Genomic DNA, 15,576 nt, shown 5'->3' with positions numbered 1-15,576 from the left:
TTACAGGCTCTCGGATCCGGTCAGGCGCAGGAGGGTCTTGCGCAGGATAGGGCTGTCGGCCTGGGCTTCGAAGCCCTTGGCCCAGACCTGGCGGGCTTCGCGGCGCTTGCCGTTGGCCCACAGGACTTCGCCCAGGTGGGCGGCCACTTCATGGTCGGGGAAACGCTCGAAGGCCAGGCGCAATTGGCGCTCGGCTTCCTCGAGGTTGCCCATGCGATAGGCGACCCAGCCCAGGCTGTCGAGCACCGCCGGGTCGTCCGGGGTCAGCTGGTGGGCCTTGTCGATCAGGGCCTTGGCCTCGGCGTAGCGGCTGGTGCGGTCGGCCAGGGTGTAGCCCAGGGCGTTGAGGGCCATGGCGTTTTCCGGCTCGCGGGCGATGATGGCGCGCAGGTCTTTTTCCAGTTGCGCCAGGTCGTCGCGCTTTTCGGCGAGCATGGCGCGGGTGTAGAGCAGGTTGAGGTCGTCCGGGTAGCGCTTGATGGCTTGCTCCAGCACCTGCCCGGCCTGGGCTTGCTTGCCGTTGTTGCCCAGGCTCTCGGCTTCGATCAGGTACAGCTGGATGGCGTAGTCGGGCTGCGCCTCGCGGGCCTCGGCGAGCAGGCGCGAGGCTTCGGCGCTGCGGCCGTTGGCGATGAGGATATCGGCCTGGCGCAGTTGCGCCGGCAGGTAGTCGGGGCCGGGGCCGACCAGGGCGTATTCGCGCAGGGCGGCGGCCGGCTGGCTGCGCTCTTCGCGGATGCGCCCGAGGTTGAGGTGGGCGGCGTCGACGTTGGCGTCGCGTTCGACCAGTTCCTGCAGGTAGCCTTCGGCTTCGTCCCAGTGCTTGGTTTCCAGGCACACCAGGGCCAGCGAGTAGCGGATCTCGTCGTCTTCGGGGTACTGCTGCAGCATGCTCTCGAACTCGGCCTTGGCGTCGTCGATGCGGTCCTGTTCGACCAGGGTGCGCGCGTAGGTCAGGCGCAGGCGCTTGTCGTCGGGGTTGTCGCGGATGGCGCCGCGCAGCAGCGGCAGGGCTTCGGGGCCGCGGTCCAGGGCTTGCAGCAGGCGGGCACGGAGCAATACCGGGGCGATCTCGCCGTTCTGTGGCGGATGGTTTTCGAGCAGCTCGAGGGCTTGTTCGGGCTTGTCGTCCTGGTTGAGCAGCAGCGCCTTGCCGAACACCAGCTGGCCGTTGTCTGGGTATTTCACCAGCAGGCGGTCGAAGCTCTGCATCAGGCCATCGCGGGTGTGCTGGTCGGTTTCGGCGGCGGACAGGGCGAGGAAGTCGAAGTGGGTGTCGCCTTGGCCCTGGAGGACTTTTTCCATGTAGGCCATGGAGTCGTCGTAGCGCCCGGCGCGGGCCAGCTGGATGGCGGCGGCGCGTTGGGCGTCGAGGTTCTGCGGGTCGTTGCGGGCCCAGATCAGTGCGCTGTCCAGGGCCGGCTCGTCGGCGCCGAGGTACTCGGCGATGCGGTAGGCGCGTTCGGAGACGCCGGGGTCCTGGGTTTTTTCCGCCTGGTCGGCGTAGTTGGCCAGGGCGATGTCGAAGCGGTTGCGCTGGCCGGCCAGCTCCGCCACCAGCAGGCTGTAGAGCGTGTCCTGCTTGAACGAGCCGTACACCACGGGCTTTTCCGCGCGCTTGTCGGCGTCGGCGACGGGCGTCTGGGCGTCCGTCTTCGGGGCCAGGCTCTGGCAGCCTTGAAGCAGGGCGAGGGCAAGCAGCAATGCGTAGGATTTGTTCATAGAGGCTTATAAAGAGGCTAAACCGGCGGTCGGAGCATGATGACACAAGCGCGATGGCAAACCCACCTGCGAAGGTCGTGGTGTGAAGCGGGGTTTCGGAGTATAGGGACAATGCGTGGCGGTGGTGGTTCGCAAGCGGCCTTGCGACACCCCGCCGTTGCCGTTGTTTTTGCTTCTAAGCGCGGTAGCTCAGGCGCCACCAATTGTGACTTCAGGAGGCCTCACTCCGGCCTCCTGAAGTCGCGAAGGCACGGGCGGCGCCTGGGCTGGTGCAGCTGACGCTAGCGAGATGTGGCGTTAGCCTCTTGATCGACAAAGGCAAAGGCGCAAGCCGACAGAGATGCCTGGACGGGACGGGCGGCGGGGCGGCCGATAGCCTGGCCTCATCAGCACAATAGCGAACGGTGGTTGTTCTGGAACCTGCGAAGTAGGACAATTACCGGCTTCACGTCCCTATCAGCGACCTTGCATGGCCTTTCTTGCACTTGGTATCAACCATAAGACTGCCTCGGTAGACGTACGCGAGCGCGTGGCGTTTACTCCAGAACAGCTGGTCGACGCCCTGCAGCAGCTGTGCCGACTGACCGCCAGCCGCGAGGCGGCGATCCTGTCGACCTGCAACCGCAGTGAACTCTATATCGAGCAGGACCACCTTGCCGCCGACACCGTGCTGCAATGGCTGGCCGACTACCACCAGCTGAGCCTCGACGAACTGCGCGCCAGCGCCTACGTCCATGAGGACCACGACGCCGTCAAGCACATGATGCGCGTGGCCTCCGGCCTCGACTCGCTGGTGCTGGGCGAGCCGCAGATCCTCGGCCAGATGAAGTCGGCCTACGCCGTGGCTCGCGAGGCCGGCACCGTCGGCCCGCTGCTCGGGCGCCTGTTCCAGGCCACCTTCAGCGCCGCCAAGCAGGTGCGCACCGACACCGCGATCGGCGAGAACCCCGTGTCGGTGGCCTTCGCCGCCGTCAGCCTGGCCAAGCAGATCTTCTCCGACCTGGGCCGCAGCCAGGCCCTGCTGATCGGCGCCGGCGAGACCATCACCCTGGTCGCCCGCCACCTGCACGAGCAGGGCGTGCGCCGCATCGTCGTGGCCAACCGCACCCTCGAGCGCGCCAGCATCCTGGCCGAACAGTTCGGCGCCCACGCCGTGCTGCTGTCCGATATCCCCCAGGAACTGGTCAACAGCGACATCGTCATCAGCTCCACCGCCAGCCAGTTGCCGATCCTCGGCAAGGGCGCGGTGGAAAGCGCCCTGAAACAGCGCCGGCACAAACCGATCTTCATGGTCGATATCGCCGTGCCGCGGGATATCGAGCCGCAGGTCGGCGAGCTGGACGACGTCTACCTGTATACCGTCGACGACCTGCACGAAGTGGTCGCGGAAAACCTCAAGAGCCGCCAGGGCGCGGCCCAGGCGGCCGAAGAACTGGTGTCGGCCGGCGCCGACGACTTCATGGTGCGCCTGCGCGAGCTGGCCGCGGTAGACGTGCTCAGGGCCTACCGCCAACAGAGCGAGCGCCTGCGCGACGAAGAGCTGCAAAAGGCCCAGCGCCTGCTGGCCAACGGCGGCAACCCCGAGGACGTGCTGCTGCAGCTGGCCCGGGGCCTGACCAACAAGCTCCTGCATGCGCCCAGCGTGCAACTGAAAAAGCTCTCCGCCGAAGGCCGCCTCGATGCGCTGGCCATGGCCCAGGAACTCTTTGCCCTCGACGAGGGCTCGACGGATAAATCCCCGCAATGAAAGCGTCGCTGCTGAATAAACTGGACACGCTCCAGGACCGCTTCGAGGAACTCACCGCGCTGCTAGGTGACGCCGAAGTCATTTCCGACCAGACGCGCTTTCGCGCCTATTCGCGCGAGTACGCCGAGGTCGAGCCGGTGATCGGCGCCTATAAAGAGTGGCGCAAGGTGCAGGACGACCTCGAGGGCGCCCAGGCGCTGCTCAAGGACGCCGACCCCGACCTGCGCGAGATGGCCGTCGAGGAAGTGCGCGAAGCCAAGGAGCAACTGCTCGGCCTGGAGTCGCAGTTGCAGCGCATGCTGCTGCCCAAGGACCCCAACGACGGGCGCAACGTGTTCCTGGAAATCCGCGCCGGCACCGGCGGCGACGAAGCGGCGATCTTCTCCGGCGACCTGTTCCGCATGTACTCGCGCTATGCCGAGAAACGCGGCTGGCGCCTGGAAATTCTCTCCGAGAACGAGGGCGAGCACGGCGGCTACAAGGAAATCATCGCCCGCGTCGAAGGCGATAGCGTCTATGGCAAACTCAAGTTCGAGTCCGGCGCGCACCGCGTGCAGCGGGTGCCCGAGACCGAATCCCAGGGCCGTATCCACACCTCGGCGTGCACCGTGGCGGTGCTGCCCGAGCCCGACGAGCAGGTGGCGATCGAGATCAATCCGGCTGACCTGCGGGTAGACACCTACCGCGCTTCCGGCGCCGGCGGCCAGCATGTCAACAAGACCGACTCGGCCATCCGTATCACCCACTTGCCCACCGGTATCGTGGTCGAGTGCCAGGAAGAGCGTTCGCAGCACAAGAACCGTGCCCGCGCCATGTCCTGGCTGTCGGCCAAGCTCAACGACATGCAGACCAGCGCCGCGCAGAACGCCATCGCCAGCGAGCGCAAGCTGCTGGTGGGCTCGGGCGACCGCTCCGAGCGCATTCGCACCTACAACTATCCACAGGGCCGGGTGACCGACCACCGTATCAACCTCACCCTCTACTCCCTGGACGATATCCTCGCCGGGGGCGTGGAGGCCGTGATCGAGCCGTTGCTGGCCGAATACCAGGCCGATCAGCTGGCCGCCCTGGGAGACTGAGATGACCATCATCGCCAGCCTGCTGCGCAACGCGCAGTTGCCGGACTCGCCGACCGAGCGGCTGGACGCCGAACTGCTCCTGGCCGCGGCCCTGGGCAAGTCGCGCAGCTACCTGCACACCTGGCCCGAGCGGATCGTCAGCAGCGAAGCGGCCGAGACCTTTGCCGGTTACCTCGAACGCCGTCGCGGCGGCGAGCCGGTGGCCTATATCCTCGGCCAGCAGGGGTTCTGGAAGCTTGACCTGGAAGTGGCGCCGCATACCCTGATTCCACGCCCCGATACTGAACTGCTGGTGGAGGCCGCGCTCGAGCTGCTGCCCGGCACGCCGGCCCGGGTGCTCGACCTGGGCACTGGCACCGGGGCCATCGCCCTGGCCTTGGCCAATGAGTGCCCGGCCTGGCAGGTCAGCGCCGTCGACCGCGTCGACGAGGCCGTGGCCCTGGCCGAGCGCAATCGCCAGCGCCTGGGCCTGGACAATGTCCAGGTGCGCCGCAGCCACTGGTTCGAGGCCCTGGTCGATGAGCGCTTCGAGCTGATTCTCAGCAACCCGCCCTATATCCGCGCCGCCGATCCGCACCTGGTGGTCGGCGACGTGCGTTTCGAGCCCAGTAGCGCCCTGGTGGCCGGCGAGGATGGCCTGGACGACCTGCGGGTGATTGTCGCCCAGGCCCCCGCGCACCTGGTGGCCGGTGGCTGGTTGCTGCTCGAGCATGGCTACGACCAGGCCCCCGCCGTGCGCGCGTTGCTGGTCGCGGCCGGTTTCGTCGAGGTCGCCAGCCGGGTCGACCTGGGTGGCCATGAACGTATCAGCCTGGGGCGCCTGCCATGCTGAGCGACCAGGAACTGCTGCGCTACAGCCGTCAGATCCTGCTGTCGCAGGTGGATATCGACGGCCAGTTGCGCCTGAAACACGGCAAGGCCCTGGTGATCGGCCTTGGCGGGCTCGGCTCGCCGGTGGCGCTGTACCTGGCTGCCGCCGGTGTCGGCACCTTGCACCTGGCCGACTTCGACACTGTCGACCTGACCAACCTGCAGCGCCAGGTGATCCATGACAGCGACAGCGTTGGCATGAGCAAGGTTGATTCTGCGATCAAGCGCCTGCTGGCGATCAACCCAGAGATTGCCCTGGTTGCCCATCGTCGGGCGCTCGATGAGGATTCGCTGGCCGCTGCGGTGGCGGCGGTCGATGTAGTGCTGGATTGCTCCGACAACTTCGCCACCCGCGAGGCGGGGAACGCCGCTTGCGTGGCGGCCGGCAAGCCGCTGGTCAGCGGCGCGGCGATCCGCCTCGAGGGGCAGTTGTCGGTGTTCGACACCCGTCGCGACAGCAGCCCTTGCTACCACTGCCTATACGGCCATGGCAGCGAGGCCGAGCTGACCTGCAGCGAGGCTGGGGTCATCGGCCCGTTGGTCGGCCTGGTGGGCAGCCTTCAGGCCCTCGAGGCGCTTAAGCTGCTGGCCGGGTTCGGCGAGCCACTGGTGGGGCGCTTGCTACTGATCGACGCGCTGAGCACGCGCCTGCGTGAACTGCGGGTCAAGCGCGACCCGGCCTGCGCCGTGTGCGCCAACCGCCATGGCTGAGCGTTCGGCGCCGGTGGGCGTGATGGACTCGGGGGTCGGCGGCTTGTCGGTGCTCGCCGAGATCCAGCGTCTGCTGCCCAACGAATCGCTGCTGTACGTCGCCGATAGCGGCCATGTGCCCTATGGCGAGAAATCACCGGACTATATCCGCCAGCGCCTGCGCCATATCGCCGGGTTCTTCCAGGCCCAGGGCGCCAAGGCCATGGTCCTGGCCTGCAACACGGCGACCGTGGCGGCGGTGGCCGACCTGCGCGAACGGTATGCCGATTGGCCGTTGGTGGGGATGGAGCCGGCGGTCAAGCCGGCGGCAGCGGCGACCCGTTCCGGCGTGGTGGGCGTGCTGGCCACCACTGGCACGCTGCAAAGCGCCAAGTTTGCCGCCTTGCTCGACCGCTTCGCCAGCGATGTGCGGGTGGTTACCCAGCCTTGCCCAGGGTTGGTCGAGCGTATCGAGGCGGGTGACCTGAACAGTGCGCAACTGCGCCAATTGCTGCTGGGCTATGTGCAACCCTTGTTGGCGGCCGGTTGCGATACCTTGATCCTTGGCTGTACCCACTACCCCTTCCTGCGCCCGCTGTTGGCCGAGATGGTGCCCGCTGAGCTTGCCATCATCGACACCGGAGCGGCCGTGGCGCGGCAACTGCAGCGCTTGCTGGCGGCGCGCGAGCTGCTGGCCGAAGGGCCGGCGCGGGCGACCGAGTTCTGGGGCAGTGGCGAGCCCGGTGCCTTGCAGCGGGTGTTGCCGCTGCTATGGACAGGTACCGCCAGCGTGCAGCGTTTCCCGCTGTAGGAGGCCGCATGGCCGGTGCCGTGTACCGCGGCGCCTGGTTCGCCAGCAAGGCTGGCTCCTACGGGTCGGGGGTGGCCGGGATAGCGCCGTAGCGAACACCGGCATGGCCGGTGCCATCCATCGCGGCGCTTGGCTAGCGCACATGCTCCGGTAACGGCCACAAGTTGTTCATGCCCAGGGCCTCGAGCATCAGCTCGGGGTGGCGCTGCTCCAGCTCTGCAATCAGCACTGCAGCGGCGCTCTGCGCGGTCCAGGCGTCGGGCATCAGCGGCTCACTCATTGGCGGCGGCGCCACCACGGTCAGGTCGATGCCCCGGTCCAGCAACAGCTGACGCTGCTCGCGCACCCCTTTGGGAAGGCTGTTGACGCCACTGGGCGGCTGGGTCGGGTCATAGAGTTGCAAGGCCGAGTAACGGTTGAAAATCACCATCACCTGCGGCCGCGCACCTTGCATCAGCGCTGGCAGGGCGCAATTGAGCGCGCGTTCGCTGGCGCTCATGTTGCTCTGCACGATCATCTCGAACAGGTTGCCAAGGGTGGTGTTGTCCGGCAGATAGTCGCAGGCACCGGCGTTGATGATCAGGCCGTCGAGTGCCCCCCACTTGTCCAGCAGCCGCTGGCGCATGGCAACGGCCTGGCTGGCCTCGGTCAACAGGCCGGGCAGGCGCAGCAAACTGGCCCCGTGGCGTTCGCCCAAGGCGTCGAGCTGCTGGCTATCCCTGCCACTGGCGGCAACGCGATGCCCTTGATCGAGCAACTGTTCCACCATGGCCAAGCCTAGTCCGTGGCTGGCACCTGTTACCCAGAAACTGCGTCTTGTATTCAAGGCAAGGCCCCCTGATCCTGCCAGCCGGACAAGCCCTTGAAGGCCGCCAATGCCCGCTGACGACTGCTTTCGAGATCGACTATCGGGTTCGAGTAATTATTAGTAGCAAATAGATCGACAGACTTCACGGGAAAGTGAATCGATTTATCGTCCAACGCCTGCAGCTCAGGTAGCCAATGACGGATGAAACGCCCCTGCGGATCGAAGCGCTGCGACTGGGTGATCGGGTTGAAGATCCTGAAATAGGGCACCGCGTCGGTGCCGGTCGAGGCGCTCCACTGCCAGCCACCGTTGTTCGCGGCCAGGTCGCCGTCGATCAGATGGCGCATGAAATGCCGCTCGCCGTGGCGCCAGTCGATCAGCAGGTTCTTGCTGAGGAACATGGCAACGATCATGCGCAGGCGGTTGTGCATCCAGCCGGTGTGCAGCAACTGGCGCATGGCCGCATCGATGATGGCAAAGCCGGTACGGCCTTGCTGCCAGGCTTGCAGGTCGTCGGGCGCAGTGCGCCAGGGCAGGGCCTCGGTCTGCGGGCGGAAGGCGCGATGTCGCGAAACGCGCGGGTAACCCACCAGCACGTGCTTGTAGAACTCGCGCCAGAGCAGTTCATTGACCCAGGTCTGCACGCCGACATTGCCGCTGTCGAACTCGCCGCGGTTACCGGCCAGTGCGCCATGCAGGCACTGGCGCGCAGAAACCACGCCCGCCGCCAGGTAGGGCGAGAGCTGGCTGGTGCCGGCCTTGGCCGGCAGGTCGCGCAAGTGCTGGTAGTCTTCGATGCGTTCGTCGACGAAGCGGGTCAAGCGTTGCCGCGCTTGCTCTTCGCCGGCTGGCCAGTGCCGACGCAGCGCCTCGCTGGGGGCTGCGAAACCGTCGATCTGCTGGGGAATCGGGTCGCTGGCGATCGCCAGCGGCGCCTGCCGGCGCACCGGCGGGGCCAGGGCCGGCAGGTCACGGTGCAGGTGCTCCAGGCAGACGCGCTTGAACTGGCTGAACACCTGGAAGTAGTGGCCGCTGCGGGTGAGGATGCTGCCCGGTTGGAACAGCAACTGGTCGAGGTGGCCAATGCCGTCGACACCGGCTTGGCGCAGGTGTTGCTGGGTGGCCTGGTCGCGGCGGGCTTCGTTGAGGCCGTATTCATCGTTCCAGTGCACGGTTTGCACCTTGTGTTGCCGGCAGACCTCCAGCACGCACTGCGGCACCGTCGCCCAGGTGTCGGCGTGGCGAATCAGCAGCGGAATGTTCAGGGCTTCGAGGGCCTGGCGCAGCTGGCGCAGGTTGCGCAGCCAGAAGTCGACCTTGCACGGCGCATCGTCGTGGGCTTGCCACTGGCCCGGGCTGGCGATCCACAGGGCCAGGGTCGGCCCACGTTGACAGACGGCCGCCAGGGCGGTGTTGTCGTCGATGCGCAAGTCGTTGCGCAGCCAGATCAGTTGCATGCAGGGAGCGCCTCGTGAACGGTCATGATTGCTGGAGCGCGCGGAACGCGGCCGGTGGTGTGTCGAACAGCTGCAGGCCAGGCAGGGCCAGGGCCTTGAGCGCGGTCTCATGGACAAGGACCGCGGCGCCACCCAGGAGTTTGGGTACGCTGACGCCGTGCAAGGCGCGGGCGAGCCCTGCCAGGTCCGGGTGGCGCCCCAGGTGTAGCACCAAGGCGCGGGGTTGCAAGTGTTCGATGGCGTGGCGCAACTGGCGCGGTTCCACCGCCCACTCGAGGATCTCCAGGGCCTGACCACTGCTGCTCAACAGCCAGGCGCTGAGCCAGAACTCGGCATCAAAGGGCGTATCGTCGGTGCGGGCAAGCAGCACGCAGGGCCCGGCCAGGGAATGGTTGTCGTGGTACACCCTGGCGCCCAGCTTGCTGCGCAGCCAGGTATGGAAGAACACTTGCTCCAGGCGGGCATCGAAGTGGGTCTGCCAGCGCAGGTGCAAGGCATCGAGCAGGGGCAGGAGCAGGCGTTCGCAGACGGTCACTGCCGGATACAGCGCCATTGCCTGGTTCAGCAGCTGGTCCAGCGGGCGTTGGGCCAGGCGGGCGATGGCTTCGATCAGCTGTTCGATGCGCGTGCCCCATTCCCCCTGGATCGGCGCTGGCGCTTCGGCGGCATGGTCCAACAGCTCGCGCACCTGGCTGACCGCGGCGCCGCGGTCCAGCCAGCGCAGCACGTCGTGAACCCGCTGGACCTGGTCCTGCGGATAAAGCCGATGGCCCTTGGGCGTGCGTTGCGGCTTGATCAGCCCGTAGCGGCGCTCCCAGGCGCGCAGGGTGACGGGGTTGACCCCGGTCAGACGGGCGACCTCGCCAATGGGCAACAGGGGGTCAGATCGCATTGCGCAGGCCCAGCTCGACAGGGTGGGGTTGCAGGTAGGCCTGTTGCAACAGGTACGGGTCAGGGTGCTTGCGCAGGTGGTGGCGCAGCAGGGTCAGAGGCACCACCAGGGGCACCATGCCCTGCTGGTACTGGCCGATGATCTGCTGCAGCTCCGCCTTGTCGGCCTGGCCAAGGTCGTTGCGCAGGTAACCGCTCAGGTGCTGCAGCACATTGCCGTGGGTGCCGCGGCTGGCGCAGCGGCGCAGGGCCTGCATCAGTTGGCTGAAGTAGCGTGGGCCGACCAGCGCCGGGTCGTCGGCGCGGCGCAGGCTGCCGAGCAAGCGGCCCAGGCGGCGGTAGGCTTCAGGGTTGTGGGCCATCAGCAGGTACTTGTAGCGCGAGTGAAACGCAATCAGCGCGCCGCGGCTCAGGCCCTGGCCCAACAACTGCTGCCAGTCGGCGTAGGCGTAGACCCGGGCGATGAAGTTCTCCCGCAGGACCGGGTCGTGCAGGCGGCCTTCTTCCTCGACCGGCAAGTCCGGGCGGCGTGCGCAGAATGCCGCCGCGTAGGCACCGCGACCGCCCTGGTGGGGCGGGCGGCCGTCGTCCTGGTAGACCTTGACCCGCTCCAGGCCACAGGACGGTGATTTCTGCATGAAGATGTAGCCGCAGATGTCGTCGATTTCCTCGGCGATCTGCTCGGCATAGGCGCGCAAGGGCCCGGCCAGGTCGGTGCCGCCATTGCGCGTGCCGACCACGGCAGGGTGTTCGGGGTCACCCACCAGGCGAATCGGTTCGCGCGGGGTGCCCAGGCCGATCGCCACTTCCGGGCACAGCGCCACCCAATCGAAATGCTCGCCGAGCAGCTCGAGGCACAGGCTGGAAGCTTTGTGGCCGGCGTTGTAGCGTACCGGTTGGCCAGTCAGGCAGGCGCTGATGGCCAGGCGTGGCTTGAGGGTGAGCGGCGGCGCGTGCATCGCGGTCTCCGGAATAACTTGTACAGGATGTGAGTGTTGTACAAGTTAATTCCAGCACAAATGCAAACTTATACAAAGCATCTTTTTTGTATAAGTGCGCCGGGCCGCTATTCCAGATGCTCCAGCAAGCGCTTCGCCGCTTCCTGGCCGCTGAGCCAGGCGCCTTCGACCCGCCCCGACAGGCACCAGTCACCGCAGGCATACAGGCCCAGATCGGCGTCGGCCAGTGTGCCCCATTCGTGGTTGCCCGCCGGCCGTGCGTACAGCCAGCGGTGGGCGAGGGCGAACGTGGGGGCTGGCACCACGCAGCCGACCAGTTCGGCGAACTCGCCCCACAGCTGTTCGATCACCTCTTCCTTGGGCAGGTCGATATGTTGCTTGCTCCAGCTGGAGGTGGCATGCAGCACCCAGGTATCGAGCTGTTCGTCACGCCCCGGCTTGCTGCGGTTGCGTGCCAGCCAGTCGAGTGGATTGTCCTGCACGAAGCAGCCTTGCATGGGCGTGTCGAGCGGGGTCTCGAAGCCCAGGGCGATGGCCCAGGTCGGTTCCATCTGCACGCCGGCGGCGACCGCGGCGAGCTTCGGCGCGGCGGCCAGCAGCGGTGTGGCCTGGGGAGCGGGCACGGCGATCACCACGCGGCTGAACGGCCCGTGGCTGCAGCCCTCGGTGTCCTGCAGGTGCCAGTATTGCTTGCCGCGAAACACTTCGGCGATGCGGCAGCCGAAGTTGACCGTGACATCCTTGAGCAGGCCGCGGGTGATGGCGCTCATGCGCGGCACGCCGACCCAGCGCACCTGCTCGTCGGGGGATGGGGTCAGTTCGCCTGCGCGGTAGTTGTACAGCTGGGGCTTCCACTGCGCCGCCCAGCCGGCATTCACCCACTGGTGCACCTGCTCGACGAAGCGCCGGTCGCGGGCGGTGAAGTACTGAGCGCCGAGGTCCAGCGCGCCGGCATCGCTGCGCTTGCTGGCCATGCGGCCGCCGCTGCCATGGCCCTTGTCGAACAGGTGGACGGTCTGCCCGGCCTTTTGCAGGGCCTGGGCGGCGGACAGGCCGGCGATACCGGCACCGATGATGGCAATAGGTACTGTCATGATGGCCTCTTCGAACCTAGCTGTATGCAGCCTACGCTGCCAGGCAAACCTGTACAATGCACAATCTTTGTATAAGGTTATTCCGCTCGAGTAGGGCAGGTTGGCCTATGTTTATCCGAGAGCGTTCGGTCAAAAAAGTGCCTTGATCTTAAAAATAGACCACGGCCGCGAAGTGTGAGGACACAGCCATGCATATATTGCTGACCGGCGGTACCGGCCTGATCGGCCAACACCTTTGCCAGCTGTGGCGGGGGCAGGGGCATCGCCTGACCGTATGGAGCCGCCGCCCCGACCAGGTGGCGAAAATCTGTGGCCGCGATGTCCGCGGGGTCGCCCGGCTCGAGGAAATCGCCAGCGATGACCGGGTGGATGTGGTGATCAACCTGGCCGGTGCGCCGATTGCCGACCGGCCCTGGACAGCGGCCCGACGCACCTTGTTGTGGGCCAGCCGGGTGACCTTGACCGAGCAGTTGCTGGCCTGGCTGGCCAGCCGCGAGCAGCGGCCGCAGGTGCTGGTGTCGGGCTCGGCGGTGGGCTGGTATGGCGATGGCGGCGAACGGGAGCTGAGCGAAGCCTCGCCGCCGGTGAAGGAGGACTTCGCCAGCCAGCTGTGCATCGCCTGGGAGGAAACCGCGCAGCGCGCCGAGGCCCTCGGCATGCGTGTGGTGCTGGTGCGCACGGGGCTGGTGCTGGCCGCCGATGGCGGCTTTTTGTCGCGCCTGCGCCTGCCTTATAAACTGGGCCTGGGCGGCCCGTTGGGCGATGGTCGGCAGTGGATGCCGTGGATCCATATAGACGACCAGATCGCCTTGATTGATTTTCTTGTGCAGCATAACGATGCCAGCGGTCCTTATAATGCCTGCGCGCCAGAGCCGGTGCGCAACCGCGCGTTCGCCAAGTGCCTGGGCCGCGCCCTGCACCGCCCGGCATTCATGCCGATGCCGGCATTGCTGCTCAAGGCCGGGCTCGGCGAGCTGTCGACGCTGTTGCTCGGTGGCCAGCGTGCCCGCCCGGTACGCTTGCTGGCGGCGGGTTTCACGTTCCGCTTCAACGATCTGCAATCGGCCCTGGACGACCTGTCCAGCCGCCTCTGACATAGGACGCTGCATGACCGATCATGCCCTGCTGCTGGTCAACCTGGGTTCGCCGGCCTCAACTTCGGTGGCCGATGTGCGCCGTTACCTCAACCAGTTCCTGATGGACCCGTACGTGATCGACCTGCCTTGGCCGGTGCGTCGGCTGCTGGTATCGCTGATCTTGATCAAGCGCCCGGAGCAGTCGGCCCACGCCTACGCCTCGATCTGGTGGGACGAGGGCTCGCCGCTGGTGGTGCTGACCCGGCGCCTGCAACAGGCGATGACGGCCCACTGGCCCCACGGCCCGGTGGAAATCGCCATGCGCTATGGCCAGCCGGCGCTGCCCGAGGTGCTGGAACGCCTGGCAGCCCAAGGCGTGCGCAAGGTGACCCTGGCGCCGCTTTATCCACAGTTCGCCGACAGCACGGTGACCACGGTGGTCGAGTTGGCCAGGCAGACCATCGCCGAGCGCAAGCTGCCCCTGCAAACCCGCCTCTTGCAGCCGTTCTACGAGCACCCTGACTACATCGAGGCGTTGGCTGCCAGTGCCCAGCCCTACCTGGAGCAGGACTACGATCACCTGCTGCTGAGCTTCCATGGCTTGCCCGAGCGGCACCTGAAGAAGCTCGACCCCACCGGCCAGCACGACTTCCAGGCCGCCGACTGCTGCAAGGACGCCAGCGCCGAGATGCGCGCGGTGTGTTATCGCGGCCAGTGCCTGGCCACGGCCAGGGCGTTCGCCCAGAAGGTGGGTATCCCGGATGGCAAGTGGTCGGTGTCATTCCAGTCGCGTCTGGGCCGGGCCAAGTGGATCGAGCCCTACACCGAAACGCGTCTGGATGAACTGGGCAAGGCGGGGGTGAAGAAGTTGCTGGTGATGTGCCCAGCCTTTGTTGCCGACTGCATCGAGACGCTGGAAGAGATCGGCATGCGCGGCAGTGAGCAGTTTGTCGAGGCCGGTGGCAAGGAGCTGGTGCTGGTGCCGTGCCTGAACGATCACCCGGAGTGGGTGAGGGTGCTGGCGGGAATGTGCGAGAGGGCCTGACCAAGTAATCGTGGGAGCAGGCTAACCCGCTCCCACGAACGCAGCGGTCCGATCAGGGCAACTGATCATCTAGCTTCTTGTTCTTCCAGCCATCATTGCCCGGCAGGATCAGGTTCAGGGCAATGGCCACCACCGCGCACAGCGCGATGCCTTTCAGGCCCCAATCATCCGGGCCGTCACCGCTGCCGATGAGCACGCCACCGATACCGAACACCAGGGTCACCGAGACGATCACCAGGTTGCGCGCTTCGGCCAGGTCGATCTTGTGGCGGATCATGGTGTTCATGCCCACCGCCGCGATCGAACCGAACAACAGGCACAGGATGCCGCCCATCACCGGGACCGGGATGCTCTGCAGCAGCGCGCCGAACTTGCCGATGAAGGCCAGGGTAATGGCGAAGATCGCCGCCCAGGTCATGATCTTCGGGTTGTAGTTCTTGGTCAGCATCACCGCGCCGGTCACTTCGGCGTAGGTGGTGTTGGGTGGCCCGCCGAACAGGCCGGCGGCCGTGGTCGCCAGGCCGTCGCCCAGCAGGGTGCGGTGCAGGCCCGGCTTCTTCAGGTAGTCGCGGCCGGTCACGCTGCCCACCGCGATCACCCCGCCGATATGCTCGATCGCTGGCGCCAGGGCGACCGGGACGATGAACAGGATGGCCTGCCAGTTGAACGCTGGCGCGGTGAAGTTGGGCACCTCGAGCCAGGGCGCGGCGGCGATCTTGGCGGTGTCGACCACGCCGAAGGCGAACGACAGGGCGAAGCCCACCAGCACGCCGGCGATGATCGGCACCAGGCGGAAGATGCCCTTGCCGAACACGGCGACGATCAGCGTGGTCAGCAGCGCTGGCATGGAGATCAGCATGGCGGTCTTGTAGGGCATCAGCGCGGCGCCGTCGCCGCCCTTGCCCATCGCCATGTTGGCGGCGATCGGCGCCATGGCCAGGCCGATGGAAATGATCACCGGGCCGATCACCACCGGCGGCAGCATGCGGTCGATGAAACCGGTGCCCTTGACCTTCACCATCAGGCCCATGAAGGTGTACACGAAGCCCGCCGCCATCACGCCGCCCATGGTCTCGGCCAGGCCGAACTGGCCCTTGGCAAGGATGATCGGGGTGATGAAGGCAAAGCTGGAGGCCAGGAATACCGGGACCTGACGGCCCGTGACCAGCTGGAACAGCAGGGTGCCGATGCCCGCGGTGAACAGCGCCACGTTAGGGTCCAGGCCGGTGATCAGCGGCATCAGCACCAGCGCGCCGAATGCCACGAAGAGCATCTGCGCGCCCGAAACGACCTGGCGCCAGAGCGGGTCGTTGAAGCCGTCCTGCAT

General features: G+C 66.6%; 14 protein-coding genes. 7 read left to right on the top strand and 7 right to left on the bottom strand.

From position 1 onward, the window contains the following. A complete protein-coding gene (locus NJG22_RS00790; protein WP_253091770.1) occupies positions 1-1,722 on the bottom strand; it encodes a tetratricopeptide repeat protein in 1,722 nt (573 codons plus the stop codon). Positions 1,723-2,191: 469 nt separating this feature from the next. Between NJG22_RS00790 and hemA the strand changes: the two genes are divergently transcribed. Genes hemA through murI form a run of 5 tightly spaced genes read left to right on the top strand, consistent with a single transcriptional unit; the run spans position 2,192 to position 6,919 of the window. Then, the gene (hemA, locus tag NJG22_RS00785) at positions 2,192-3,469 is read left to right on the top strand and encodes a glutamyl-tRNA reductase (RefSeq protein WP_134690091.1); all 1,278 of its coding nucleotides are present in this window, start codon (positions 2,192-2,194) and stop codon (positions 3,467-3,469) included. Continuing rightward, positions 3,466-4,548, top strand: coding sequence for a peptide chain release factor 1 (gene prfA, locus NJG22_RS00780; protein WP_253091768.1), 1,083 nt, complete (start codon positions 3,466-3,468; stop codon positions 4,546-4,548). The genes hemA and prfA overlap by 4 nt, the downstream gene beginning before the upstream one ends. Position 4,549: 1 nt before the next feature. Continuing rightward, a complete protein-coding gene (prmC, locus tag NJG22_RS00775; protein WP_253091766.1) occupies positions 4,550-5,380 on the top strand; it encodes a peptide chain release factor N(5)-glutamine methyltransferase in 831 nt (276 codons plus the stop codon). Beyond that, a complete protein-coding gene (locus NJG22_RS00770; protein ID WP_253091764.1) occupies positions 5,374-6,129 on the top strand; it encodes a molybdopterin-synthase adenylyltransferase MoeB in 756 nt (251 codons plus the stop codon). Before prmC ends, NJG22_RS00770 begins: the two co-directional genes overlap by 7 nt. Then, complete coding sequence (gene murI / locus NJG22_RS00765; protein WP_253091762.1) at positions 6,122-6,919, top strand: glutamate racemase; 798 nt, start codon at positions 6,122-6,124, stop codon at positions 6,917-6,919. Before NJG22_RS00770 ends, murI begins: the two co-directional genes overlap by 8 nt. Positions 6,920-7,052: 133 nt before the next feature. Here the strand turns inward: murI and NJG22_RS00760 are convergent, their stop codons facing one another. The 5 genes from NJG22_RS00760 to NJG22_RS00740 all read right to left on the bottom strand — a co-directional run bounded on the left by NJG22_RS00760 (position 7,053) and on the right by NJG22_RS00740 (position 12,128). Continuing rightward, positions 7,053-7,745 carry an SDR family oxidoreductase gene (locus NJG22_RS00760; protein WP_253091760.1) on the bottom strand — a complete coding sequence of 231 codons (693 nt, stop codon included), beginning with the start codon at positions 7,743-7,745 and terminating at the stop codon, positions 7,053-7,055. Beyond that, the gene (gene phrB / locus NJG22_RS00755; protein WP_253091758.1) at positions 7,742-9,184 is read right to left on the bottom strand and encodes a deoxyribodipyrimidine photo-lyase; all 1,443 of its coding nucleotides are present in this window, start codon (positions 9,182-9,184) and stop codon (positions 7,742-7,744) included. Before phrB ends, NJG22_RS00760 begins: the two co-directional genes overlap by 4 nt. A gap of 22 nt (positions 9,185-9,206) precedes the next feature. After that, on the bottom strand, positions 9,207-10,076 hold the full coding sequence (locus NJG22_RS00750; protein ID WP_253091757.1) for a MerR family transcriptional regulator: 870 nt from the start codon (positions 10,074-10,076) through the stop codon (positions 9,207-9,209). Beyond that, positions 10,066-11,034, bottom strand: coding sequence for a DUF523 and DUF1722 domain-containing protein (locus NJG22_RS00745; protein WP_253091755.1), 969 nt, complete (start codon positions 11,032-11,034; stop codon positions 10,066-10,068). Before NJG22_RS00745 ends, NJG22_RS00750 begins: the two co-directional genes overlap by 11 nt. 107 nt (positions 11,035-11,141) lie before the next feature. Continuing rightward, positions 11,142-12,128, bottom strand: a complete 987-nt coding sequence (locus NJG22_RS00740) for an NAD(P)/FAD-dependent oxidoreductase (RefSeq protein WP_253091753.1) — start codon at positions 12,126-12,128, stop codon at positions 11,142-11,144. Between the two features lie 188 nt (positions 12,129-12,316). Here NJG22_RS00740 and NJG22_RS00735 point away from each other — a divergent pair, with 188 nt between their 5' ends. Both NJG22_RS00735 and hemH read left to right on the top strand, forming a co-directional pair. Then, on the top strand, positions 12,317-13,222 hold the full coding sequence (locus tag NJG22_RS00735; protein ID WP_253091751.1) for a TIGR01777 family oxidoreductase: 906 nt from the start codon (positions 12,317-12,319) through the stop codon (positions 13,220-13,222). A gap of 13 nt (positions 13,223-13,235) precedes the next feature. Next, entirely contained in the window at positions 13,236-14,249 is a 1,014-nt protein-coding gene (gene hemH / locus NJG22_RS00730) for a ferrochelatase (protein ID WP_253091749.1), read from the top strand. 52 nt (positions 14,250-14,301) lie between these two features. Here the strand turns inward: hemH and NJG22_RS00725 are convergent, their stop codons facing one another. Continuing rightward, positions 14,302-15,576, bottom strand: a complete 1,275-nt coding sequence (locus NJG22_RS00725) for a uracil-xanthine permease family protein (protein WP_253091748.1) — start codon at positions 15,574-15,576, stop codon at positions 14,302-14,304.

The sequence above is a fragment of the Pseudomonas sp. VA159-2 genome (assembly GCF_024126635.1).
Taxonomy (GTDB): Bacteria; Pseudomonadota; Gammaproteobacteria; order Pseudomonadales; family Pseudomonadaceae; genus Aquipseudomonas; species Aquipseudomonas muyukensis.
This window is presented reverse-complemented; position numbering and strand designations above follow the sequence as displayed.

Bases quoted from the DNA above. Each gene is read 5' to 3' on its own strand.
- NJG22_RS00790 (WP_253091770.1), bottom strand. From the start codon at position 1,722: ATGAACAAATCCTACGCATTGCTGCTTGCCCTCGCCCTGCTTCAAGGC.
- hemA (WP_134690091.1), top strand. From the start codon at position 2,192: ATGGCCTTTCTTGCACTTGGTATCAACCATAAGACTGCCTCGGTAGAC.
- prfA (WP_253091768.1), top strand. From the start codon at position 3,466: ATGAAAGCGTCGCTGCTGAATAAACTGGACACGCTCCAGGACCGCTTC.
- prmC (WP_253091766.1), top strand. From the start codon at position 4,550: ATGACCATCATCGCCAGCCTGCTGCGCAACGCGCAGTTGCCGGACTCG.
- NJG22_RS00770 (WP_253091764.1), top strand. From the start codon at position 5,374: ATGCTGAGCGACCAGGAACTGCTGCGCTACAGCCGTCAGATCCTGCTG.
- murI (WP_253091762.1), top strand. From the start codon at position 6,122: ATGGCTGAGCGTTCGGCGCCGGTGGGCGTGATGGACTCGGGGGTCGGC.
- phrB (WP_253091758.1), bottom strand. From the start codon at position 9,184: ATGCAACTGATCTGGCTGCGCAACGACTTGCGCATCGACGACAACACC.
- NJG22_RS00750 (WP_253091757.1), bottom strand. From the start codon at position 10,076: ATGCGATCTGACCCCCTGTTGCCCATTGGCGAGGTCGCCCGTCTGACC.
- NJG22_RS00745 (WP_253091755.1), bottom strand. From the start codon at position 11,034: ATGCACGCGCCGCCGCTCACCCTCAAGCCACGCCTGGCCATCAGCGCC.
- NJG22_RS00740 (WP_253091753.1), bottom strand. From the start codon at position 12,128: ATGACAGTACCTATTGCCATCATCGGTGCCGGTATCGCCGGCCTGTCC.
- NJG22_RS00735 (WP_253091751.1), top strand. From the start codon at position 12,317: ATGCATATATTGCTGACCGGCGGTACCGGCCTGATCGGCCAACACCTT.
- hemH (WP_253091749.1), top strand. From the start codon at position 13,236: ATGACCGATCATGCCCTGCTGCTGGTCAACCTGGGTTCGCCGGCCTCA.
- NJG22_RS00725 (WP_253091748.1), bottom strand. From the start codon at position 15,576: ATGCAGGACGGCTTCAACGACCCGCTCTGGCGCCAGGTCGTTTCGGGC.